This window comes from Collinsella sp. TF10-11AT (assembly GCF_003437565.1).
In the GTDB taxonomy this organism is placed as follows: Bacteria; Actinomycetota; Coriobacteriia; order Coriobacteriales; family Coriobacteriaceae; genus Collinsella.
Genome location: NZ_QSQW01000005.1, coordinates 65,944 through 88,690, shown reverse-complemented (window position 1 = coordinate 88,690; position 22,747 = coordinate 65,944). Strand labels below are relative to the sequence as shown.

Sequence of the window (22,747 nt, the reverse complement as noted above, 5' to 3'; positions counted from 1 at the left end):
CGCAAAGGACAGCACTTAATGTGCTGTCCGTCTTGCGCAGGACTGTCCGCAGTAGCGAGCAATGCCCCAAACCGCGTCCCCCAGTACCGCTTACGAGAAGTCAGCAACCTGCGAGGTCAGCGCCGCCAGGATCTCCTTGAGCTCAGCTGCACGGTCCCTCTTCTTTTGGACCACCGCGGGCGCGGCCTTGGCCACAAAGCCCTCGTTGGACAGCGTCTTCTCGCAGCCGGCAAGCTCCTTCTGGGCCGCGGCGATCTCCTTCTCCAGGCGTGCCTTCTCGGCCGAAAGATCGACCTTGCCCTCGAGCACCACAAAGACCTCGACGCCGCTATCGACCACGGCAATGCTCGCAGCCGGCTTCTCGACGTCGGTACCCATGACCAGCGAGGCAGTGTTTGCCAGCGGCTCAATCGTGGAGCGCAAGCTCTCGAGCTTCTCGATGTCCTCGGCACCGGCGCGCACGACCACGTCGAGCTCGGCCTTGGGGCTCAAGCGATAACGCGAACGCGTGGCGCGGGCGGCAGACACGACGGTACGGCACAGCTCAAACGCGCGCTCGGCGTCCTCGTCAACATACTTGGCGTAGTCGGCGGGCTCGGGCCACTTGGCGATCATGAGCGCCTCGGCGCGGTCCACGTTGCCCTCGGCGTCCAGATCGAGCACGCTCGCCGGCATGTTGTCCCAGATCTCCTCGGTCACGAACGGCATGAGCGGGTGCATCAGGCGAATGGACGTGTCAAGCACAAAGATCAGGTTGCGCTGCGCCTGCAGACGGCCCTCGCCCTTCAGGCGAGCCTTGGTGACCTCGACGTACCAGTCACAGACCTCGTTCCAGAAGAACTGCTGCACGCCGCGCGCCATGTCGCCAAAGGTGTACTTCTCAATACCCTCGGTGACCATCTTCACGGCCTTGGCCAGGCGGCTGAACATCCAGGCGTCGGCCGGCGTCTCAACGACGGGCTCGCCGGGCGTGTAGCCCTCCATGTTCATAAGCAGGAAGCGGCTGGCGTTCCAGATCTTGGTCACAAAGCTCTTGGCCTGCTCGGTGCGCGGGCTGTCGATGAGCTTCTTGGTCTTCTTATCGATGTTCGCGTCGAACTTGACGTCCTGGTTGTTAGTGCACAGCGTGAGCAGGTTGTAACGCATGGCGTCAGCACCGTACATACCGATGAGGTCCATGGGGTCAACGCCGTTGCCCTTGGACTTGGACATGCGGCTGCCGTCCTTGGCAAGGATCGTCGGGTAGATGACGACGTCCTTAAACGGCACCTCATCCAGGAAGTACAGCGAGCTCATGACCATGCGGGCGACCCACAGCGCGATGATGTCGCGCGCGGTGACCAGCGCCGTCGTGGGGTGATGCCCCTCGAGCAGCTCCGGCTTTTGCGGCCAGCCCTGCGTGGCGAAGGTCCACAGCTGCGAGCTGAACCAGGTGTCCAGCACGTTCTCGTCCTGATGCACGTGATGACCGCCGCACTTGGGGCACACGTCGGTGTCCTCGGTGAGGGCGTCCTCCCAGCCGCAGTCCTCGCAGTAGAACACGGGGATGCGGTGGCCCCACCACAGCTGGCGGCTGATGCACCAGTCCTTGAGGTTCTCCATCCAGGTGGTGTAGGTCTGCGTCCAGCGCGCGGGGTGGAAGGTGACCTTGCCGGAGTTGACGGCGTCGAGCGCCGGCCCCTTGAGCTTATCGACGGCCACGAACCACTGCTCGGACAGCCACGGCTCCAGTGCGGAGTCGCAACGGTAGCAGTGCATGACGGAGTGGTCGAGCTCTTCGACGTGGTCGAGCAGGCCGTGCTCGTCGAACCACTTGATGACGGCCTCGCGGCACTCGTCGCGGTTCATGCCGGTGAACTCGCCGTAGCCCTCGACGACCACCGCGTGCTCGTCGAAGATGTTGATCTGCGGCAGGTCGTGGGCCTGACCCATGGCGTAGTCGTTGGGGTCGTGGGCCGGGGTGACCTTGACGAAGCCGGAGCCAAAGTTGGCGTCGACATGCCAATCCTCAAAGATGGGAATCTCGCGGTTGACGATCGGCAGCATGACGGTCTTGCCCACAAAGGCGGCCTTCTCGGGGTCCTTCGGGGAGACGGCAACGCCCGTGTCGCCGAGCATGGTCTCGGGACGGGTGGTAGCGACGACGATGTAGTCCTGGCCGTTGACCGGCTCGGTCAGCGGGTAGCGCAGGTGCCACAGATGGCCCTTCTCGTCCTTGTACTCAGCCTCGTCGTCCGAGATAGCGGTAGTGCAGTTGGGGCACCAGTTGACGATGCGCTTGCCGCGGTAGATCAGGCCGTCGTGGTACCAGTCGCAGAAGACCTTACGCACGGCCTGGGCATAGTCCTCGTCCATGGTGAAGCGCTCGTTGTCGAAGTCGACGGAGCAGCCCATGCGCTTAATCTGCTCGACGATGATGCCGCCGTACTCGTGAGTCCAGTCCCAGCAGGCGTCGACGAACTTGTCGCGGCCGATCTCCAAGCGGCTGATGCCCTCGCTCTTGAGCTTCTTATCGACCTTGGTCTGCGTAGCGATACCGGCGTGGTCGGTGCCCAGCACCCAGCGCGTGGACTTGCCGCGCATGCGGGCCATACGGATGATGGCGTCCTGGATGGAGTCGTCGGTGGCGTGACCCATGTGGAGCTTGCCGGTCACGTTGGGAGGCGGAATGGTGACGGTGCAGTCGCCCACGCCCTCGCGGCGCTTGTAGTAGCCGCCGTCGAGCCACTTCTGCAGGATCGCCGGCTCGTTGGTCGACGGATCGTAGTTCTTGGGCATCTCTTCCATATATCTCTCCCTGTCCCGCCGGCGTGTCCACCTGCTTGGTTTTCGCTCGGTCAGGTCCTGGCTCGCACGAAGAGCACATTAAGTGCTCTTCGGCTCGTGCGGAATCTACGAAAACCAAGCAGGCGGACGCGCCTTAGGTATCGATTACTTCAGTCTGATATGACTTCGCTGAGGCTTAACCAAACACACAGAATAACACAGGTAGTTGGGTGTTTTGCGTATATATAAAATAGCCTCCGACCGCGGATGGTCGGAGGCTATTTGCAAGCACGTTTTTGGCAGGTTTACCCGTAGATGCGTTGGGGCTGTTCTTCGCCCTTAACCGCCGCTTCGGTCACGATGACCTTGGCGACACCCTCCTCGCTGGGGAGGTCGAACATCGTCTGCTGAAGCACGTCCTCGCAGATGGAACGCAGGCCGCGGGCGCCGGTCTTGCGGGCGAGCGCCATACGGGCGATCTCGTGAAGGGCCGCGGCCTCAAACTCAAGCTCAACGTCCTCGAGCTGGAACATCTTGCGGTACTGACGCACCACGGCGTTCTTGGGCTCGGTCAGAATCGACACCAGGTCGTCCTCGTCGAGCGCCTGCGTCTGGGTGACAACGGGCGTACGGCCCACGAACTCGGGGATCATGCCAAAGGCGTTGAGGTCCTGCGGGAGCACCTGACGCAGCAGGTCGTTCTCGTCGACCGAGGTGGGGCCGGCGATCTCGGAGTTAAAGCCCACGCCCTTGTTGCCCACGCGGTCGGCGATGATCTTGTCCAGACCCACAAAGGCACCGCCGCAGATAAACAGGATGTTAGTCGTGTCGATCTGCAGCAGCTCCTGCTGGGGATGCTTGCGGCCACCGGTAGGCGGAACGCTGGCCACCGTGCCCTCAAGAATCTTAAGCAGCGCCTGCTGCACACCCTCGCCCGAGACATCGCGGGTAATGGAGAGGTTCTCGGCCTTGCGGGCAATCTTGTCAATCTCGTCCACGTAGATAATGCCCACCTGAGCGCGCTCAATGTCGCCATCGGCAGCATTGATGAGCTTGAGCAGGATGTTCTCCACGTCCTCGCCAACGTAACCAGCCTCGGTGAGCGCGGTGGCATCGGCGATGGCAAACGGCACCTCGAGGATGCGCGCGAGCGTCTGGGCCAACAGGGTCTTGCCGGTACCGGTGGGACCGAGCAGCAGGATGTTGGACTTGGCGAGCTCCACCTCGTCCATGTCATCGTCAAGCTGCGAGTCCAAACCGTCGTCAAAGGCCGAAAGCGCAGCACCGCCCTCGATCACGCGACGATAGTGGTTGTACACGGCAACCGACATGGCGCGCTTGGCGTCCTCTTGGCCCATGACATAAGCCGAAAGCTCGTCATAGATCTCGTGCGGCGTCGGCACGTGCGTGATGACCTGGCGGTCGTCCTCGAGCTCAAAGCCCTCGGTCTCGGGGTCCACAGCGGGCTGCCCGGCAGCCTGGCCGTGGTCATTGAGGAAGCCCGGCAGCTTGCCATTGCGGGCAGCGTCCATAAAGTCCGAAGCCAGCGACTCCTCCAGAATCTCGGAGCAGGCGGCGACGCACTCGTCACAGATAAAGATGTTGGTCGGGCCCTTTACGAGGCGTCGGACCTGGCCCTGCTCTTTTCCGCAGAAGGAGCAGCGGATGGGGTTGCCGTTCTCGTCAAAGTTGTCCTGCATGTTTCCTGCCATCCTAGGCGTCCTTCGCGGCGAGATCGCGAGAGGTGACGATACGGTCAATCAGGCCGTAGTCGAGGGCCTCGGCAGCGGTCAGGTAGTTGTCGCGCTCGGTATCGGCCTGGACCTTCTCGATGGGCTGGCCCGAGGCATCGGACAGGATCTGGTTGAGCTCGCGACGGGTCTTCTTGATCTCCTCGGCAACGATCTCGATCTCGGTCTGCTGGCCCTGGGCACCGCCGCTGGGCTGGTGAATCATGACCTTGGAGTGCGGCAGGCAGAAGCGCTTGCCCTTGGCGCCAGCCGAAAGCAGCACGGCGGCCATGGACGCAGCCATACCGACGCAGATGGTGGAGACCTGCGGCTTGATAAAGTTCATGGTGTCAAGAATCGCCAGGCCGGAGTAAACCTCGCCGCCGGGCGAATTGATGTAGAGCGAGATATCCTTCTCGGCATCCTGGCTCTCAAGATGCAGTAGCTGGGCAACGACCAGGTTGGCGCTGACGGAGTTGATCTCCTCGCCCAAGAAGATGATGCGATCGTTGAGCAGGCGCGAATAGATATCGTAGCTGCGCTCGCCGCGCGGCGTCTGCTCGATAACGTATGGCACGAGGGCGGAATCGAACTTAGCGATCATACGCATCTCCATTTCTCTCTTGCGGACCAAATTGGTTCTAGATAAACGTACGGTGCCCGCATGCTATGCATTGGCTGGCACCGTACGAAGCAACCGGATAACCGGCTTATAACTTTACCCCATCACGGGCGCATGCATGCGCTCGTGGACAAGGTGGCGAGAATTACTCGGCGTCCTTGGCGGTCTCGTCGACCTCGGTCACCTTGGCGTTCTCGACCAGGTGATCGACGGCCTTGGAGCGACGGATGGACTCACGGACGGCAGGCATGCGGCCATCGGCGATGAACTCGGCCTTGGAAGCCTCGACGTCCTTGACGCCGGCCTTCTCGAACTCGGCGTTGATGTCGTCCTCGGTGACCTCAATCTTGAGCTCACGGGCGAGGGCGTCCAGAGCCAGGGACTCACGGGCAACGTCGTTGGCCTGCTTATGCAGGTCGCCGATGAACTGCTCCATGGTCAGGCCGGAAGCGGGCAGCCAGGTGTCCAGCGTCATGCCGCGGGCAGCGAGGTTGGACAGGAAGTTCTGGCCAAGCTCCTCAAAGACGGACTGCTCGTAGTCGGCGTCCATCTCGTCGAGCTGCAGACGCTCGGCGAGAGCGGAGACGCAACGGTTCTCCTTCTCGGCCGGCAGGCGGGAAGCCTTGTCCTGCTCGATCTCGATCTTGATGGCGTCGCGCATGGCGTCGATGCTGTCGAAGCCGAAGTCGGACTTGACAAGCTCGTCGGTGAGCTCGGGGGTGTTGCGGACCTTGATGCCCTTGACGGTGACCTCGACGGTGTGGGTCTCGGCCTCCTCGCCCTCCTCGACCTCGTCGGTCCAGGTGACGGTCTTGACGTCGTCAACGTTAGCGCCGATCAGGGCCTCGTTGAACTCCTTGGGGTTGCTGTCGCTACCGGCGATGAGCATGCGACCCTCGGCGGCAAAGTTGTCGGCGTTCTCGACGGCCTTGAGGTCGACGGTCACATAGTCGTCAGCCTCGACGGCGCGACCCTCGACGTCCTCGAAGGTGGCACGGTAGTTGAGGAGCATCTCGACCTGGTTGTTGATCTCGGACTCGGTGACCTCCGCAGGGGGCATCTCGATCTCGACAGCGTCGAAGGAGGAGAGCTCAGCAGCAGGACGCAGAGAGAACTCGACGGTGTAGGTGTAGTCCTCGTGATCCTTGGCGAGGTCGAGCTCCTTGTAGTCACCGTTCTTGGTGGGGACGATGTCCAGCTCGTTGAGGACGGCGGGCTCGTTGGCGGCGATCAGGTCGTTGGTGGCCTGAGCGAGGGTAGCCTCGGCGCCAAGAGCGGAGTCGATGACCGGACGGGGAGCCTTACCGGCACGGAAGCCCGGGAAGCGGTACTTCTTGGCGGTGTCCTTGTAGGCCTTCTTGATCGCGGCGTCGACGTCGGCGGCCGGGATGGTGACCGTAGCGGTGAGCTTGGCGTCCTTGACGTCAGAAGCGGTGATGTTCAACACGTTCCTCCTCATACTGCCCAGCTTATCTGAGGTGCTGGTACCTTTATGCAACAAAGTGTCGCGACGGCCAGAGCCGACGCAGATGCGTTGGTGCGGGCGAAAGGACTCGAACCTTCACGGGAATCCCACCAGAACCTAAATCTGGCGCGTCTACCAATTCCGCCACGCCCGCATGAGCGCACAGACTAGGAATGATAGCAGATACGAACGACAAGCGCACGCACACCTTTTACAGGCTCACGACCTCACCACGAGTGCAAAAGGCGGGGCGAGTTGTCCCGTCCCGCCAACTACGACTTGTTAGATGACCCGCTACTCCCCCAGCAGAGCCTTCTCCGGTGTGATGGGCAGCGAGCGCACCTGGTGGCCGGTGGCGTGTGCGACGGCCGAGGCCACGGCGGCGAGCGGCGTGTTGATGACGACCTCGCCGATCGACTTGGCGCCAAACGGACCCGTCGGCTCGTAGCTCGGCTCAAAGGCCACGCGAATGCTGCCGATATCCAGGCGCGTGGGCAGCTTGTAGCTCATAAAGTTGCCGGTGCGCAGGCGGCCACGGTCGTCGTGCTCGACGATCTCGTAGAGCGCATGACCGATACCCTGGGCAATGCCGCCCTCGGCCTGGACGCGCGCGAGCGCCTCGTTGATCACGGTGCCGCAGTCGACGGCCGCCGCGTAGTCCACCACGGTCACCTTGCCGGTGGCCTTGTCGACCTCGACCTCGGCAATGCCGGCCATAAACGGCGGGGGCGAAACGGGCAGGCAGGCAGAGGCGTGCGAGGTCAGCGCGTCGCCGCCCGCGATGTTCTTGACGCATAGGTTGGCAAATTCGCGCAGCGTGAGGTAGCGGTTCTGCTCACGAGCGGCACGCTCGTCGGACAGGCGCACGTACTGGCCGTCGAAGACCACGTCGGCGGCGTCAACGTCCCACATCTGAGCGGCCTTGGCGCAAATCTTCTCGCGCAGCTCGGTCGCGGCGTTCTTGGCGGCAAGGCCCGTCACGTAGGTACCAGAGCTCGCGTACGAGCCGGCGTCGAACGGCGACACGTCGGTGTCCACGCCGCGCACCACGATCAGCGAGCTCTCCACGCCCAGCTCCTCGGCGGCAATCTGCGCCAGGATCGTGTCGACGCCCATGCCGTTATCGGTGGCGCCGGTGCCGATGGTAATGAAGCCGTCCTCTTCCAGGCGCATGTCGATGCCGGCGATGTCCACGTTGGAAATGCCCGAGCCCTGCATGGTGAGCGCGCAGCCCAGGGCGCGCACGCGGTCGCCCAGATCGACGGCCAGCGGCTTATCGCGCCAACCGATCATATCCATCGCGCGCAGCAGGCAGCGGTCGAGCGCGCAGGCGTTGAGCCTCTCGTTGTAGTACTGCGGCATGATCTCGCCCTCGCGCACGATGTTCTTAAGGCGCAGGTCGGCGGGGTCCATGTGCAGCATGTCGGCGAGCTCGTTGACGGCGCTCTCCACGGCAAACTGGCCCTGGGTGGCACCGTAGCCACGATACGCACCGCCACGGTTGGTATTGGTGTAGACGGCGTCCCAGCTAAAGCGGCTCGCCTTCACGTGGTTGTAGATGGGCAGGCTCTTGTGGCCCGAAAGGCCGATCGTCGTGGTGGCGTGCTCGCCATAGGCGCCGGCGTTGGACAGCGTGTGCAGGTCGATGGCCGTGATGGTGCCGTCGTTCATGGCGCCCAGCTTAACGGTCATCTGCATCTGGTGGCGCGAGTTGCCCGCAGTGATGGTCTCCTCACGGGTGTAGCAGCAGTAGCTCGGACGGCCGGTCTGCTGCGTCACAAACGCAACGAAGATCTCGCAGCAGCCCGTCTGCTTGGAGCCAAAGCCACCGCCGATGCGCGGCTTAATGACCTGCACCTGCGACTGCGGAATGTCGAGCGACTGCGCGACCATGCGGCGCACGTGGAAGGGCACCTGCGTAGAGGTGGTCACCGAGATGCGTCCGAATGCGTCAGTCGTCGCGAAGGCACGGAAGGTCTCCATGGGCGCGGTCTGCGTGGCCTGGCTGGTGTAGGTGCGCTCAAAGACGATGTCGCTCTGGGCGAAGGCCTCGTCAAGGTCGCCAAAATCGCTGGTACCGCTGCACACCAGGTTGCGCGGGACATCGCCGCCCTGCGGGAACATAAAGGTCACGTCGCCCTCGGGGTGGACCACGATGTCGTTATCGAGCGCCTGGGTAAAGTCGAGCAGGGGCTCGAGCACCTCGTAGTCGACCTTGATGAGCTTGAGCGCCTTGTCTGCGGCCTCCTCGGTCTCGGCGGCGACGATCGCCACCTCTTCGTTTTGGTAACGGACGAGGTTCTCGAGGATCAAGCGGTCGTAGGGACTCGGCTGCGGATAGCTCTGACCGGCGATGGTAAAGCGGCGCTTGGGCACGTCCTCATAGGTGTAGACTCCCACGACGCCCGGCACCTTCAGGGCGCGAGACGTGTCGATGGAGCAGATCTTGGCGCGGGCATACGGGCTGCGCTTGAGCTTAACGATGAGCGCGCCGGCGGGCACCATATCGCCCGTGTAGACGGGACGGCCCTCGAGCAGGGCCTTCGAGTCCTTCTTAGGCTGCTTATGGGTGATCTGCTTGTACGAGACACCGTCGCAGCTAGTGTCGTTGACCGGCAGCTCGGGCATCTCAAAGCCCACCTGCACGCCGGACTCGTTAAGGAAGCGGACGATGGCGCGCAGCTGGCTCTCGTAGCCGCTGCAGCGGCAGAGGTTGCCGGCCAGCTGGCGCGAGAGCTCCTCGCGCGTGGCGACGAGGCTCGGGTCCTCCTTGGCGGCGCGGGCGAGCGCCAGCACGTTCATGATGAGGCCGGGGGCGCAAAAACCGCACTGCTCAGCGCCTTCGGCAGCCATCGCACGGGCGAGCGCCTCAGACTCGGCCTTGAGGCCCTCGAGCGTGGTGACCGAGCGGCCCTCAACACGGGCGGCGGGAACCGAGCAGCTCAGCACCGGGTCGCCATCGAGCCACACCGTGCACAGGCCGCAGTTGGTGGTCTCGCAGGCACAGCGCACCGACGCGCAGCCCTGCTCGCGCAGCAGCGCAAAGAGCATGGTGTCGGGGGCAATCTGAACCTTGACTTTGCGGCCGTTGAGCGTAAAGGAAAGATCGATGAGTTTGGCAGCCATTAGCGCACCTCGCTAGAATCGACGCCGGGCACGCGGCGGCAGGAATACTCGTCCGTGGCGTGCTTGGGAATCTGCACGCCCTCGAGCTCGCGGGCAAGCGCGGCCGAAAGCTCGATGCCGGCGGCGCGGCGCACGGCCTGAATCGCCAGCGGGGCCGAGATGCGGCGGCGGTACTCGGCCGAGCCCCACATGTTGGTGCCATAGCTCAGCGCGCGCACGGACGCGGCCAGGGCGCGCAGCTCGTCCTCGGAAGGCTGTTCGCTCTCGAGGCCGCATGCCTCGCCCTGCAGCAGGGTCGCACGCAGCGGGCGGGCACCCACGGTGACATGCCAGCTGTTATCCCACCAGGCGGCGGTAACGTTTAGAGAGGGGAAGTCGGTCGCGGCCTTGCGCACGGCCTCGTAGCTCGCGCGGTAATCGTGCTTAACGACCACGACGCGCTCGATCACGTCGCGCACATAGCCCATGTTCACAAACTCGGCGAGCGGCACGCGGCCGGCGCCCGTCAGCTCAACATAGGAATCGAGCGCGAGGAAGGCGGAAAGCACGTCCGAAAAACCAAAGCGGCCGTAGATGCTGCCACCCACCGTGGCGGTATTGCGAAGCTGCACGCCCACGATGTCGTGAACGGCAAACTCAAATACGTTGTTGACGAGCGCGTTGAGCTCGGCATGGCACTCGAGCTGGCGCAGGGTGCACATGGCACCGATGCGAAACTCGGTCTCGGTCTCCTCGATCTGATCGAGTCCGCAGGCCGAAAGGTCAATCGCCGTCGCCACGCGACGCGATCCCAGGCGCATCCAGATGCCGCCGCCCACAATCTTGTTGTTGCGGTTCTTCTGCAAGAGCTCATAGGCTTCGGCCGCGTTTCCAACACGGACGTAGGTACCGAACTTGAGCACGTTCTCCCCCATCTCTTCACTTGTCCAGTACCTCTTAGTGTACCAAACGAGGACGCACGACCCTCGCCGCCACAGAAAAAGGCCCCCAGCCGAAATAGCTGGGAGCCTCATCAATGCTATGTCGAGCTGAATCTAGCAGACACCCTGGGCGAGCATGGCGTCGGCGACCTTCAGGAAGCCGGCGATGTTGGCGCCCATGACAAAGTTGCCCTCCTCGCCGTACTCCTTGGCGGTGTCGTCCACGTTGTGGAACATGCCGCGCATGAGCTGTTCGAGCTTGCCGTCGACCTCCTCGAAGGTCCAGGACAGGTGCTCGGCGTTCTGGCTCATCTCCAGGCCGGACACGAGCACGCCGCCGGCGTTGGCAGCCTTACCGGGCATAAAGACGACTCCGTTCTCCTGGAAGTAGGTCGTGGCCTCGATGGTCGTGGGCATGTTCGCGCCCTCGCCGACCACCTTGCAGCCGTTGGCGACGAGCGCCTGGGCGTCCTCAAGCAGCAGCGTGTTCTCGCGAGCGCAGGGCAGCGCGATGTCGCAGGGAAGCTGCCACACGCCGCGGCCGTCGCCCTCGTGCCACACGGCATTGGGCTTCTCGTCGACGTACATAGCGAGCGTAACGCCCTTGTCGTGGCCGGAGCGCTTCTTGTTGTAGACGTGCTCGAGCACGGTGTAGTCGATGCCGTCGGGATCCTCGACCCAGCCGTGGGTGTCGGAGCAGGCCAGCACCTTGCCGCCGAGCTGGGAGACCTTCTGGACGGCATAGATAGCAACGTTGCCGGAACCGTGAACGACGACGTTCTTGCCCCCGAAGGACTCGCCGCGGCTCTTGAGGTACTCGTCCACAAAGTAGACCAGGCCGTAGCCGGTGGCCTCGGTACGGGCGAGCGAGCCGCCAAAGGAGAGGCCCTTGCCGGTGAGGACGCCGGTCCACTCGTTGGTCAGGCGCTTGTACTGACCGAACATGTAGGCAACCTCGCGGCCGCCAACGCCCAGGTCGCCGGCGGGAACGTCGGTGTTGGGGCCGATGTGGCGGTAGAGCTCGGTCATGAAGGACTGGCAGAAGTGCATGATCTCGTTGTTGGACTTGCCCTTGGGGTCAAAGTCGGAGCCGCCCTTGCCGCCGCCCATGGGAAGGGTGGTCAGGCTGTTCTTAAGAATCTGCTCCAGACCCAGGAACTTGAGCATACCCAGGGTGACCGTCGGGTTAAAGCGCAGGCCGCCCTTGTAGGGCCCAATGGCAGAGTTGAACTCGACGCGGTAACCGCGGTTGACCTGGACCTTGCCCTGGTCGTCGACCCAGGGAACACGGAACATAACGATGCGCTCGGGCTCGACGAGGCGCTCCAGTAGGGCGGCCTCCTCGTACTCGGGATGGGCGTCGAGCGCCGGCTGGATGGTGCCGAGGATCTCGGTCGCGGCCTGGATGAACTCAGGCTGCTCGGGATAGCGGGCCTTGAGCTCGTCGAGAACTTTCTGCGTGTAGCTCATGCTTCCTCCAATTGATGGAAAAGAAAGGTGTCGTTCGCGGCGCCCCATGCGCCGTGAGCTTTATCGAGTATGGATAATATCGCACTGTTGCTACAAAGTTACGAATAAGGCAACGAGCGGATGTTTCATTTTGATTACGATGCAGGTAGATAGCTTTTTGACCGCCTGACGAGCAAATCGCGTGTTTCGAAGCTGTTTCCCGCACGTTTCGAAACCACCACAAAGGGGACAGGCACCTTTGTGGTGGTTTTGGCGAGATGCGTTGGCGGGAACGGATGTGAATCGAACACATCCAAGACGTTTTGCACGCCTCACAACGGTTTTGAAGACCGCGGGGCCCACCGGAGCCCATCCGCTCCCAAACGTGGCGGTATTTTACCAAACCCAACAGACCACAACCGAAAAGAGCGATGCGGAAACCGCTAACGCAGCGATCTCAGACCGCCGGACTCCTTGTCGAGTACTGTAAAGCGCACGGCATCCAGGTGCTCCAAGATGCTAATGGTTCGTTTGCGCGACACGCCCAGGGCTTCGCGCAGCACACTCGTGGTGGCGGCGCCGCCAGCAGCCTCGATAGCCGTCGCAACAACCTCACGCGCATGGGCCTCGGCAGCGGCGGACAAGGCAACGTCGCGCTCGACCTTAACGATCGAGTGGTTGAGCGAAAGCTCGCGCAGTACACGCGTCATGGTGTCGCGATCGAGCTGCAACTGTTCGCTCACCTCGGGAAGCGTCGGCGCATTAAGACCGGCCTCATCCAGCAGGGCCACGATACGCTGGCCAGCCTCGCGCACCACGCGTATCGCCGCGGCGGCGGAATGCGGGTCGAACACCTCGGCACCGTCGACGGCGCACACGCCACGTGCACAGCCCTCGGCAATAAGTGCCATCGCGACATCGTTACCGGCGCCCGGCCAAGCCGCGTGCGCGACCGCACCGGACGTAAAGCCGATCTCTTTGGGAGCCGCCGCGTGCATGGAGGACAAGGCCGCAGCCAGCACATCCATTGCAGCATCGAGAGCCGAGGCATCTGCGTAGAGCACCGCACCGCCCGCAGCAAGCTCGCACACGGCAGCCTGGTCCACAAGCCCACGCAAAACGATCTCGACCTCGCCGGTAACAAGATCGAGCGCTGCGGCAACACCGGCAGCAGCAACAGGCAGCGTTTGCAGCGCCAGCCACGCGTGTACGCCGTCCGCGACATCTCCGGACTCAAGCGCCGCATACAACGCGCGCTCCCCCGCCGACAGGACCCGCGCGCGGCGACAGCGCGATAGCAGGACGCGTCCGCCGCCAAGCAGCGAAATCGGCGAATACGACAGAATGACGGCATGATCGCCGGCGCGCAACGGCAGCGGCCGTTCCAGGCGCACCTGCACCACACGCGTCTCGCCGACCGCAATAGGCGGCTCGTCGTCTAAAAGCATAATGCGGCCGAGCACCTCAGCCGTGCCCGCCATAACGTGCACGCGTGTACCCGAAGCAAGAACGCCGGCTCGCACGCCATCGCGCCCCACATATGTCAGTTGCATCAAAAAGCGCAGCGTCTGGCCCACGCGACCCTCGACGCCGAGCATCTCGCCGCGCTTGAGGCCCGCCACGCCATCGCCCACCAGGTTCAGGGCGACGCGCTGGCCGGGAACCGCGCACTGGGTATCCCCGTGAACCTGCACCCCGCGCACGCGACAGCGCGTTTGCGACGGCAGCGCAACGAGCTCATCGCCAACCGAAACGGGACCGTCGTGCAGCGTACCCGTCACGACGGTTCCGGTGCCGCGGATGCTAAAGCAACGGTCGATGGGAAGACGGGGCGCGGCGCCCGAGCCAGCGGTCGCCTCCAGATGCTCCGACCAGCACGAACAAACCGTGTTATCGAGCGTCGTAAGCAGCTCGTCCAGGCCCTCGCCCGTCTTGGAGGACACCGGCACTATAGAGGCACCCGCAAACACGGTCCCGTCCAGAAACGCCTCGACATCGAGCTCCGCCAGCGCGGCAATCTCGTGGTCGGCCAAATCGCGCATCGTGAGTGCGACGACCATGCGCGTCACACCCAACAGCTCCAGAACCCGAACGTGCTCGCGGGTCTGCGGCATCACGCCCTCAACGGCCGAAACCGCCAGCAACGCAACGTCCACGCCGGTGGCGCCCTGCACCATGGCGCGCAGATAGTGCGCATGCCCGGGTACGTCGACCAAGCCGACAAGCTTGCCGCTGGGAAGCTCGAGCTCGCCAAAGCCGAGCTCAGTGGTCATGCCTCGGCGCCGTTCGACCTCCAGACGGTCGGGATTTTTGCCGGTCAGCGCCTCGATAAGGGCCGACTTTCCGTGGTCGACGTGTCCTGCCGTTCCGACGATAACGGGACATTCGACAAGCTCGCGCGCGGTCATCGACGCAAACCTGCCCGCACGGCATCCGCCAACGCAGACGCACACAGGTCAAGGTCGGTGTCGCGCAAAAGCGTGCGAACGTCAAAAAGCACCTGGTCGTGCCGCACGCGCGTCACAACCGGCGTATCGGGCTCCTGTACCATAGCGCGCTTTAGGCCATCGGCGGATAGACGCCCATCGACGGGACAGACGGCAACGCAAAAAGTTGGGAGCTCGACGGTCGGCAGCGAACCGCCGCCCGGAGCAGACACGCCCTCGACAACCTGCAGCTCCACCGCCTCCTCACACTGAGACTCGCGAAGCTTGCGCAGCATGCGGTCATGCAGGCGCTTGGCCTGACGCTCGAGCGGAGCCGGCGCGCCGGAAAGCATGTTGAGCACCGGGATCTCCCGATGCGCTGTATCGGATCCGGTCACATACAGGCGCAAAGTGGCCTCGAGCGCCGCGAGCGTGAGCTTGCCGGGGCGAAGCGCGCGCATAAGCGGATGCGAGGCACAGGCGGCGATTACCTGGGCGCTACCGAGAATAATGCCCGCTTGCGAGGCGCCGAGCAGCTTGTCGCCCGAGCACGAGACGACGTCAACGCCGGCGCAAAGCGAGGCGGACGTGGGCTTCTCCCCAGCATCGACGAGCACCTCATCTGTAAGCAAAGCGCCCGAGCCCTGGTCCTCGTACAGTAACAGCCCGTGCTCATGCGCCAGCGCAGAAAGCTCCGCCGCGGAAACCTCCTCGTGGAAACCCTCGATACGGTAGTTAGAAGGATGAACTTTCAAGATCATCGCCGTATTGGGCGTAATGGCGCTTCGGTAATCATCCAGATGCGTGCGGTTGGTGGAGCCCACCTCGACAAGCTTGGCACCCGAAGCCGCCATGATATCGGGAATGCGGAAGCTGCCGCCCACCTCGACAAGCTCGCCACGGCTCACGATGACCTCTTTGCCGCTTGCATGCGCGGCAAGCACCAGCAGCACCGCCGCGGCGTTGTTGTTGACAACCAGGGCGTCCTGCGCCCCCGTGAGCGTGCGCAGCAGACGCGCGGCATGCTCTTTGCGGCCCCCACGGGCACAGGTCGCGACGTCATACTCAAGCGTGCTGTAGCCGCGGGCGACATCGGCCACCGCCTGCACCGCTGCGGGAGCAAGCGGAGCACGGCCCAGATTGGTGTGAATCACAACGCCCGTCGCGTTGACGGCAGGGCGCAGGGTCGGCAGCGACAGGCGATGGGTCCGCTGCTCAATTGCCAAGGCGAGCTCGCGCTTGTTCCTTGCAGGGACGCCGGAGCGAATCGCCGCGCGCTCGGCATCGAGCTCGGCGTCAATCGCCTCGCGTACCATCGTGTCGCCTGCATCGCCAGCAGCCTTCATGACCGGCCACTCGGCAAGCAGCTCGTGAACGGCGGGAATGGAACGCAGGCGGCCGCGCACCTCGGCAGACATGGATTCGCAGTCGCTCATGAAAAGCCTTTCGACATGTTCAATAAAAAGCTGGTCCCCCGCGATCGTCATCGGGCAAATAAATACCGGCGCGCACGCAAAAGGGACAGGTCCATTATGGCAGCTCGTGACAAGACGTCGAAGCGCCTCGTCTAAAACCTGCCAAAATAAACCTGTCCCTTTTTGGTCGGTTATGGCTTGGTGGCTTTAGGCCTCCTTATTGGCGTAGATAAACCAGTAGCCCAGCGCCACGATCAGGGCGCCACCCACGATATTGCCCAGCGTGGCGACCGTAAGGTTGAGCGCCAACCCGGCAGCGTTGAGGGCATCGGCGCCAGCGACATCGGCTCCATAGCCGCAGGAGTGCATCAAAATACCCATGGGCAAAAAGTACATGTTGGCAACGCAGTGCTCAAAACCGCAGGCCACAAAGGCGGCAATGGGCAGCAAAATGCCCACGACCTTATCGACCACGGTCTTGCCGGCAGTGCCGATCCATACGGCCAGGCAGACAAAGATGTTGCACAGAATGCCGCGGAAGAAGATGGTAACGGCGTCGATCGTAACCTTACCGGCGGCGACGCTCACCATGGCGTTGGCGACGGCCTCGCCGTTGAGCTTGTAAATAGCTGCCATGTAAATCAAAAAGACAACGAACAGGGCGCCGGCAAAATTGCCGATCCACACAATAGCCCAAGCCTTGAGCATCTGGACGAGCGTGATCTTGTTGCTCTTAAGCGCGCAGACCATAAGCGAGTTGCCGGTAAACAGCTCCGCGCCGCAAATAAGCACGAGCACCAGCCCCAGGCAAAAAGCAAGGCCACCTACAAAGCGCTGAGCGCCCCAGCCAAGGGACGCATCGCTCAGAAAGACCGTGAAGAACAGGCCGCCAAAGGCGATGAACGCACCGGCGAACATAGCGAGCAAAAAGGCCTTCGAGACCGGCAGGTTAGCCTTGGTAACGCCGGCGGCCTCAGTCTTGGCCTCGATCGCGGCGGGCGCCAGGCAATCGGGGGTGGGATATTCTGCCTTGAAATCTGCCATGTCAGTCACTTCTTTCCTAATCAGCAGGGACGAGCATTGCCAATGCAAAGGCCCCGCGTCGGACGGTCAAAACAAAACAGGTCAGAAGTAAACGTACCTCTGACCTGCAAATTACTTGGAGCGGGCGACGGGAATCGAACCCGCGTCATCAGCTTGGAAGGCTGGGGTTCTACCATTGAACTACGCCCGCAAGATATGGTCGGGACGACAGGATTTGAACCTGCGACATCCTGCTCCCAAAGCAGGCGCGCTACCAAACTGCGCCACGTCCCGAAGGTGTTGAGCAGCTAAGGTCTAAACCTTGCGTGTCCCAAAGCGAAGGAAATTATAGGGGAGACTCCCCGCCTGTGCAAGCGACGATACCCTAGCTCCTCGAATGTGCGACAAACCGGCTGTGGAGCAGGCCAATCACAAACGCCACCACGGCAACCGGCGCCCATGCGGCTCCAATGTCGGCCAGCGGCAGCGCATCGAACGGCAGCCACACGCCTGCAAAGAACGCGTCGCGGATCGAGGTGATCACGCTCTGCACCGCGACAACGCCGCCGACCCAGACCCACACCTGCGGATGCGCGTCGCAAAAACCGTGCACTAGGCCCATAAGCACCAGAACAATTGCAACAGGGTACAGGGCGTTGAGCATGGGCACCGAGAACATGAGGATCACGTCGAGGCCCACGTTTGAGAGCACGCACGAAAACGCCGCGAACACAAAGGCGAGTATCGCAAAGGGACGGCGCATGGCCTCCTCGGAAGCCTCTGCTCCCCCTTCGACCACATACGTCTCGCAGAAGTAACGCGAGCAGCAGCTGATGAGGCCGATGCATACGTTCATGCAGGCGAGGAAGAAGATCGCAAAGACCACGACCGTGCCGGCAAGGCCAAAGTGCATGGAGGCCGAGCGGGCGAGGATGGCGGCTCCGTTGGTGGCATCGGGCATCACGGTGCTCAGCTGCGTGCCGGCAAGCGCCAGACCGCAGTAGATGATGGCCATGAGCACACCAGCGATCACGCCGGAGCGCGAAATCTCGAAGGCCACGCGCTTGTCGTCGGTAACGCCCAGCTCGTGGATGGTCTCGGCGATGATGATGCCAAAGGCGAGCGACGCGAGCAGGTCCATGGTCTGATAGCCGGTCAAAAAGCCCTGCACGGCGGCACCGGCATCGTAAGGAGCCTGCGGCGCGGCAGCGGAACCCAGCGGCGAGACCACGGCAGCGCCCACGACCAATACGATAAGGGCGATGAGCGCGGGGCCCGTAATGCGGCCGAGCACGCGCGTAATGACACCCGGGCGCAGCGTGAGCACAAAGGCGACGGCAAAGAAGGCGACGGCAAACACCAGGCGGGCCGTGCCGAGCGAGACACCCTCGGGCAGCAGCGGCACCAGCATCTCGAAGGCCGTGGAGCTCGTGCGCGGAATGGCCAGACACGGACCGATAGCCAGATACACCGCCGCGACAAAAAACTCGCCAAACTTGGGGTGCACACGACCGGCAAGCTCGCGCGCCGTTCCGGCAAGTGCCACGGCAATAAAGCCCATGACGGGAAGGCCGATGGCGGCAATCAGAAAGCCGAGCATGGCGAGCGGCGTGGCAGAGCCCGCCTGCAGCGCCAGCAGCGGCGGAATAATGAGGTTGCCGGCGCCAAAGAGCATCGAGAACAGGGCGATGCCGACGGTGAGGACATGGTCGGAGCGCAGACCGCGCGGGGCGGATGATGCCATAGGACCACCTTTCGGGTCGAAACAAAACGGGACGGGCAAAAGACCCGTCCCGCAAGTATATACGCTTTAGCAGGCTAAATCGTGCAGAGCGTCAATCGCGGTGTCGACTTCCTCGTCCGTGTTGAAATACCCAAACGAGAAGCGAACGACACCCTGGCGCTCGGTCCCCAGTGCGCGGTGCATGAGCGGAGCGCAGTGGGCGCCGGGGCGCGTCGCAATCCCCCACCCTTGCATGAGCGCGTCCGAGACCTCGGCCGAATCGATATCGCCCACGTTAAGCGAAACGATCGCCGAGCGCACGGGCTGGTCAAACGCACCGTAGAGCGCAATGCCGGGAATGTCGCGAACGCCGACGAGGAAGCGCTCGGCAAGCGCACGTTCGCGTGCCGCAATCGCCTCTACCCCGCCCTGGGCCTCGATAACGTCGAGGCCGGCGGAAAGGCCGGCGATACCGTGACCGTTGAGCGTGCCCGCCTCAAGACGCGTGGGCCACTCTTGCGGCTGCAGCGCATCGAAGCTGCGCACGCCCGTGCCACCCATGGCCCAAGGAGCCACGTCAATGCCTTCCGCCACGGCTAGGCCACCGGTCCCCTGCGGGCCCATGAGCCCCTTGTGGCCGGTAAAGCACACCACGTCGAGCCCCATGACCTGCATATCGATATGCGCCGTGCCGGCAGACTGCGAGGCATCGACGATCACAAGCGCGCCGGCCGCATGGGCCATGGCAGCCACGCGTGCAATGTCGACCGCGTTGCCGGTCACATTGGAGGCGTGTGTCACCACCACGGCACGCGTGCCCGGCGTGACCAGCTGCTCGAGCTCGTCGTAGTCGAGCACGCCGTTCGCGTCGCAGCCCGCATGCTCAACAGTCACGCCCTGCTCTGCCGCCAGGCGGTTGAGCGGACGCAGCACGGAGTTGTGTTCGAGCACCGTCGTGACCACACGATCGCCGGGGCGCACCACGCCGTTGATGGCGGTGTTGAGCGCCGCCGTGGAGTTGGGCGTAAAACAAATATGGTCCACCCGCGGGCAGCCCAGCAAGCGCGCAAGCTTGGTGCGGCAGCTGTGGATGGTGCGCGCCGCGTCGAGCGCACCCGACGTGGCGCCTCGCCCAGCATTGCCGAGCGAGCACATCGCCTGCACCACGGCATCGATGACCGCCTGAGGTTTGTGCATGGTCGTCGCCGCGTTATCCAGGTAGATCATCGCACGACCTCCCACATATCGATCACAGTAAAGCCCTCGGTGGGAACGTCCGCCGCGGCAAGCTCGCTTCGCAGCAGTGGTTCATTTTCAGGCAGGGCTTTCCATGCCAGGCCGCAGCCGGCAGCAACCTCTCCGGGTACGGGAATCGTTCGCCCGGGAAGGCCACGCTCACGGCACAGAGACTCGCAGCCCATGGCGGCCGCCGTGGTGGGAAACGTGATGACAAGCGCCGGGCGCTTTTCTCTCATGGCAATCCCACCCAGGCGCTACGGACGCACGACGCGGCCGGCCTGCTCCATCTTTTCGACGATCACGTACATGTTCGTGACATCGCCCACGGCAAGCTGGTCCTTAATGCCAAAGTGGTCGAGGCAGGTGCCGCAGGTAAGGATCTCGACACCCTGCTCGGCCAGGCCCTTGAGGTCGTCAAGCACCGGCGACCCCTCGACGGTGAGTTTGGCGCCGCCGTTGTAGAAGAGCATCGTGGCGGGCAGCTCCTCCTGCTGCGTCACGGCAAAGATAAAGGCCTTCATGAGCTTGTGGCCCAGCTCATCGTCGCCGCGACCCATGCAATCGGTGTAGACGGCCACGACCAGCTTGCCCTTGCCGGCGCTGGCGTCGCAGAAAGCGGCGCCGTCCTGCTCAGGATCGGCCACGGCAACGGCGCCGGCGGTCGCCACGATCACGTGCCACTCGGCATCGGCGACCTTCTCGACCGAGGCCGTGCAGCCCTTTTCCTGTGCCATCTTGGAGATGTTCTTGACGGCCGTCTCGTTGTCGACCGAGGTCACCACAGCACCCTCGCCATCAAGCTGCTTCAGAGCTTTGAGCGTCTTGACGACGGGCAGCGGGCAGGCATCGCCCATGGCATTGACTTCAATTTTGGTAGACATAGCAAATCCTTTCAAAAGGGACCGCCCAGAACAGTAGACGGTCGCATAAACGGTTTTCCTTAATGCACAACGTGAACGGCAGGACCACCCGGCACCGCCTCGCACACGCGGCCGATTGTGGCGGCAACGCGACCTTCGGCATGCAGGCGGCGGGCGAGCTCATCCACATCGGCAGCAGGCGCTGCGATGAGCAGGCCGCCCGAGGTCTGCGGATCGTACAGCGCATCCAGCATTCCCGGCTCCAGGTCATCGTCGGCCGCCACGCGCGGGCCAAAGAAATCCTGGTTGCGGTAGGCGCCGGCAGGGATAATGCCCAGACGCGCCATATTGAGCACCTGGTCAAAGAGCGGCACCGCCCCCGACACAAGCTCAATCTGCACACCTGAGCCCTCGGCTATCTCGCACGCGTGCCCGATCAGGCCAAAGCCCGTGACATCGGTGCAGCCGTGAAGCTCGAGGCCCTCGGCCAGACGAATCGGGGCCTCGTTGAGGGTGCGCATCGAGTCGAACATGGCTGCGGCCTCGTCCTGCTCGATGAGCTCGCCCTTAATGGCCGTGGTGATGATGCCAGAGCCGATCGCCTTGGTCAGCAGCAGGACATCGCCAGCGCGCGCGCCGCTGTTGGCGAGCATGCGGTCGAGCGAGACAAAGCCGCTCACGGACAGGCCGTACTTGGGCTCGTCGTCGTTGATGGTATGGCCGCCCGCGATGGAGCAACCCGCCTCGACGCACTTATCGGCGCCACCCGCCAGAATCTCACCTGCGACCTCGACGCCCAGGCAACTGGGAATGCACAGCAGGTTCATGGCATGGCTCGGTCGTCCACCCATGGCATAAATGTCCGACAGCGAGTTGGCCGCCGCGATCTGACCAAACAGGAACGGGTCGTCGACCATCGGCGGGAAGAAGTCGACGGACTGCACGAGGCCCAGGTTTTCGCCAACACGAAAAACACTAGCATCGTCGGAGGTATCGAACCCCACGAGCAGGTTGTCGTTATGCACATTGGGTAAGTCGCCCAGGACCTGGGCGAGGGCTCCAGGAGCCAACTTAGCGGCTCAACCGCTCGCGGCAGTCATAGACGTGAGCTTAATCTGATCGTCAGCCATCGATACCTCCTCTCATCGGTCAATCATTTCCTCCCAGTATACGCATGAATGCAGGCCCACGGCCGATGCATTAATCGAGCGCCTGTGCGCGAATCGCCGCGCCGATGGCACCGGCAAAGCGAGCCTGGGGCGAGGTGGTCACCGGCGACCCCAGCAGCTCGCCCAACCGCTCCACCACGAAGGCGTTCTCGCACAGGCCACCGGTCAGGTAGTACGGGGCGCCCGCGGCCTGCCCGGCCATGGTCGCCACGCGCGAGACCACGCTATCGATCACGCCACGCGCAATGTTCTCGCGCGGCTCACCGCGACCGATCAGGCTGATAACCTCGCTTTCGGCAAACACCGTGCACATGCTGCTGATCTTGGTAGGCTCGCCGGTGCGGGCGAGGTCTGCCATCTGCTGCTGGGAAATGCCTAGGCGGTCGGCCATGATCTCCAAAAAGCGCCCCGTGCCGGCGGCGCACTTGTCGTTCATGGCAAACTTGGCCACGCGGCCACTTTTAAGCTGAATGACCTTGGTGTCCTGGCCGCCCACGTCAATCACCGTGCCGTGATCGCCAAACAGGTGCACGGCACCGGTACCGTGGCAGGTAATCTCGGTCACGACCTTATGCGCATAGGGCACGGCGACACGGCCGTAGCCAGTCGCGACCACGCGAGCATCGTCGCCCGCCACGTCATAGCCGGCTGCGGCGAGCTCACCGCGCAGACGCTCGGCCGCATCGACCGAGGAGAACCCGGTTGGCTGCACGCACGTCCACGTCACCGAACCCGCGCCATCGACCACAGCAGCCTTAGCCGCCGTAGACCCGATATCGATCCCGATCCCTATCATGGCTCTCTCCTAATCCAA

16 protein-coding genes and 4 tRNA genes are annotated in these 22,747 nt (G+C 63.3%); all 20 read right to left on the bottom strand.

Translation table 11 applies throughout. The annotated features are described in order from the left end of the window. Positions 1–90: 90 nt before the first annotated feature. Positions 91–2,787, bottom strand: coding sequence for a valine--tRNA ligase (locus DXC99_RS04940; RefSeq protein WP_117629439.1), 2,697 nt, complete (start codon positions 2,785–2,787; stop codon positions 91–93). Between the two features lie 284 nt (positions 2,788–3,071). Continuing rightward, positions 3,072–4,478, bottom strand: a complete 1,407-nt coding sequence (gene clpX / locus DXC99_RS04935) for an ATP-dependent Clp protease ATP-binding subunit ClpX (RefSeq protein WP_117629438.1) — start codon at positions 4,476–4,478, stop codon at positions 3,072–3,074. A 1-nt stretch (position 4,479) separates the two neighbouring features. Next, positions 4,480–5,100: an ATP-dependent Clp protease proteolytic subunit gene (locus DXC99_RS04930; protein WP_022095182.1), complete on the bottom strand. Its 621-nt coding sequence runs from the start codon at positions 5,098–5,100 to the stop codon at positions 4,480–4,482. A gap of 163 nt (positions 5,101–5,263) precedes the next feature. Continuing rightward, positions 5,264–6,565, bottom strand: coding sequence for a trigger factor (tig, locus tag DXC99_RS04925; RefSeq protein ID WP_233505673.1), 1,302 nt, complete (start codon positions 6,563–6,565; stop codon positions 5,264–5,266). 88 nt (positions 6,566–6,653) lie between these two features. Next, positions 6,654–6,737, bottom strand: a tRNA-Leu gene (locus DXC99_RS04920). A gap of 140 nt (positions 6,738–6,877) precedes the next feature. Continuing rightward, on the bottom strand, positions 6,878–9,709 hold the full coding sequence (locus DXC99_RS04915; RefSeq protein ID WP_117629437.1) for a molybdopterin cofactor-binding domain-containing protein: 2,832 nt from the start codon (positions 9,707–9,709) through the stop codon (positions 6,878–6,880). Continuing rightward, a complete protein-coding gene (locus tag DXC99_RS04910; protein ID WP_199408869.1) occupies positions 9,709–10,611 on the bottom strand; it encodes a xanthine dehydrogenase family protein subunit M in 903 nt (300 codons plus the stop codon). Before DXC99_RS04910 ends, DXC99_RS04915 begins: the two co-directional genes overlap by 1 nt. 132 nt (positions 10,612–10,743) lie before the next feature. Further along, positions 10,744–12,099: an NADP-specific glutamate dehydrogenase gene (gene gdhA / locus DXC99_RS04905; protein WP_117629435.1), complete on the bottom strand. Its 1,356-nt coding sequence runs from the start codon at positions 12,097–12,099 to the stop codon at positions 10,744–10,746. A 263-nt stretch (positions 12,100–12,362) separates the two neighbouring features. Continuing rightward, positions 12,363–12,459, bottom strand: a tRNA-Sec gene (locus tag DXC99_RS10345). Positions 12,460–12,521: 62 nt separating this feature from the next. Next, the gene (selB, locus tag DXC99_RS04900) at positions 12,522–14,486 is read right to left on the bottom strand and encodes a selenocysteine-specific translation elongation factor (protein WP_117629434.1); all 1,965 of its coding nucleotides are present in this window, start codon (positions 14,484–14,486) and stop codon (positions 12,522–12,524) included. Then, positions 14,483–15,940 carry an L-seryl-tRNA(Sec) selenium transferase gene (selA, locus tag DXC99_RS04895; RefSeq protein ID WP_158551648.1) on the bottom strand — a complete coding sequence of 486 codons (1,458 nt, stop codon included), beginning with the start codon at positions 15,938–15,940 and terminating at the stop codon, positions 14,483–14,485. Before selA ends, selB begins: the two co-directional genes overlap by 4 nt. Before the next feature lie 186 nt (positions 15,941–16,126). Then, positions 16,127–16,963, bottom strand: coding sequence for a formate/nitrite transporter family protein (locus DXC99_RS04890; RefSeq protein WP_117629432.1), 837 nt, complete (start codon positions 16,961–16,963; stop codon positions 16,127–16,129). A gap of 116 nt (positions 16,964–17,079) precedes the next feature. Then, a tRNA-Gly gene (locus tag DXC99_RS04885) sits at positions 17,080–17,153 on the bottom strand. Positions 17,154–17,159: 6 nt separating this feature from the next. Then, positions 17,160–17,236: transfer RNA gene (locus DXC99_RS04880), tRNA-Pro, on the bottom strand. Positions 17,237–17,327: 91 nt separating this feature from the next. Continuing rightward, complete coding sequence (gene brnQ / locus DXC99_RS04875) at positions 17,328–18,686, bottom strand: branched-chain amino acid transport system II carrier protein (RefSeq protein ID WP_117629431.1); 1,359 nt, start codon at positions 18,684–18,686, stop codon at positions 17,328–17,330. Positions 18,687–18,752: 66 nt separating this feature from the next. Further along, positions 18,753–19,892, bottom strand: a complete 1,140-nt coding sequence (locus DXC99_RS04870; RefSeq protein WP_117629430.1) for an aminotransferase class V-fold PLP-dependent enzyme — start codon at positions 19,890–19,892, stop codon at positions 18,753–18,755. Beyond that, on the bottom strand, positions 19,889–20,140 hold the full coding sequence (locus tag DXC99_RS04865) for a DUF3343 domain-containing protein (RefSeq protein ID WP_117629429.1): 252 nt from the start codon (positions 20,138–20,140) through the stop codon (positions 19,889–19,891). The genes DXC99_RS04870 and DXC99_RS04865 overlap by 4 nt, the downstream gene beginning before the upstream one ends. Positions 20,141–20,158: 18 nt before the next feature. After that, positions 20,159–20,785, bottom strand: a complete 627-nt coding sequence (gene yedF, locus DXC99_RS04860) for a sulfurtransferase-like selenium metabolism protein YedF (protein WP_117629428.1) — start codon at positions 20,783–20,785, stop codon at positions 20,159–20,161. A 59-nt stretch (positions 20,786–20,844) separates the two neighbouring features. Then, positions 20,845–21,894 carry a selenide, water dikinase SelD gene (gene selD / locus DXC99_RS04855; RefSeq protein WP_117629427.1) on the bottom strand — a complete coding sequence of 350 codons (1,050 nt, stop codon included), beginning with the start codon at positions 21,892–21,894 and terminating at the stop codon, positions 20,845–20,847. A 70-nt stretch (positions 21,895–21,964) separates the two neighbouring features. Beyond that, positions 21,965–22,729 carry an acyl-CoA dehydratase activase gene (locus DXC99_RS04850; protein ID WP_117629426.1) on the bottom strand — a complete coding sequence of 255 codons (765 nt, stop codon included), beginning with the start codon at positions 22,727–22,729 and terminating at the stop codon, positions 21,965–21,967. Positions 22,730–22,747: the final 18 nt, after the last annotated feature.

What these genes read in the sequence shown, in the direction of transcription:
- DXC99_RS04940 (WP_117629439.1), bottom strand. Translation starts at nt 2,787, where the DNA reads ATGGAAGAGATGCCCAAGAACTACGATCCGTCGACCAACGAGCCGGCG.
- clpX (WP_117629438.1), bottom strand. Translation starts at nt 4,478, where the DNA reads ATGGCAGGAAACATGCAGGACAACTTTGACGAGAACGGCAACCCCATC.
- DXC99_RS04930 (WP_022095182.1), bottom strand. Translation starts at nt 5,100, where the DNA reads ATGATCGCTAAGTTCGATTCCGCCCTCGTGCCATACGTTATCGAGCAG.
- DXC99_RS04915 (WP_117629437.1), bottom strand. Translation starts at nt 9,709, where the DNA reads ATGGCTGCCAAACTCATCGATCTTTCCTTTACGCTCAACGGCCGCAAA.
- gdhA (WP_117629435.1), bottom strand. Translation starts at nt 12,099, where the DNA reads ATGAGCTACACGCAGAAAGTTCTCGACGAGCTCAAGGCCCGCTATCCC.
- selB (WP_117629434.1), bottom strand. Translation starts at nt 14,486, where the DNA reads ATGACCGCGCGCGAGCTTGTCGAATGTCCCGTTATCGTCGGAACGGCA.
- selA (WP_158551648.1), bottom strand. Translation starts at nt 15,940, where the DNA reads ATGAGCGACTGCGAATCCATGTCTGCCGAGGTGCGCGGCCGCCTGCGT.
- DXC99_RS04890 (WP_117629432.1), bottom strand. Translation starts at nt 16,963, where the DNA reads ATGGCAGATTTCAAGGCAGAATATCCCACCCCCGATTGCCTGGCGCCC.
- brnQ (WP_117629431.1), bottom strand. Translation starts at nt 18,686, where the DNA reads ATGGCATCATCCGCCCCGCGCGGTCTGCGCTCCGACCATGTCCTCACC.
- DXC99_RS04870 (WP_117629430.1), bottom strand. Translation starts at nt 19,892, where the DNA reads ATGATCTACCTGGATAACGCGGCGACGACCATGCACAAACCTCAGGCG.
- DXC99_RS04865 (WP_117629429.1), bottom strand. Translation starts at nt 20,140, where the DNA reads ATGAGAGAAAAGCGCCCGGCGCTTGTCATCACGTTTCCCACCACGGCG.
- yedF (WP_117629428.1), bottom strand. Translation starts at nt 20,785, where the DNA reads ATGTCTACCAAAATTGAAGTCAATGCCATGGGCGATGCCTGCCCGCTG.
- DXC99_RS04850 (WP_117629426.1), bottom strand. Translation starts at nt 22,729, where the DNA reads ATGATAGGGATCGGGATCGATATCGGGTCTACGGCGGCTAAGGCTGCT.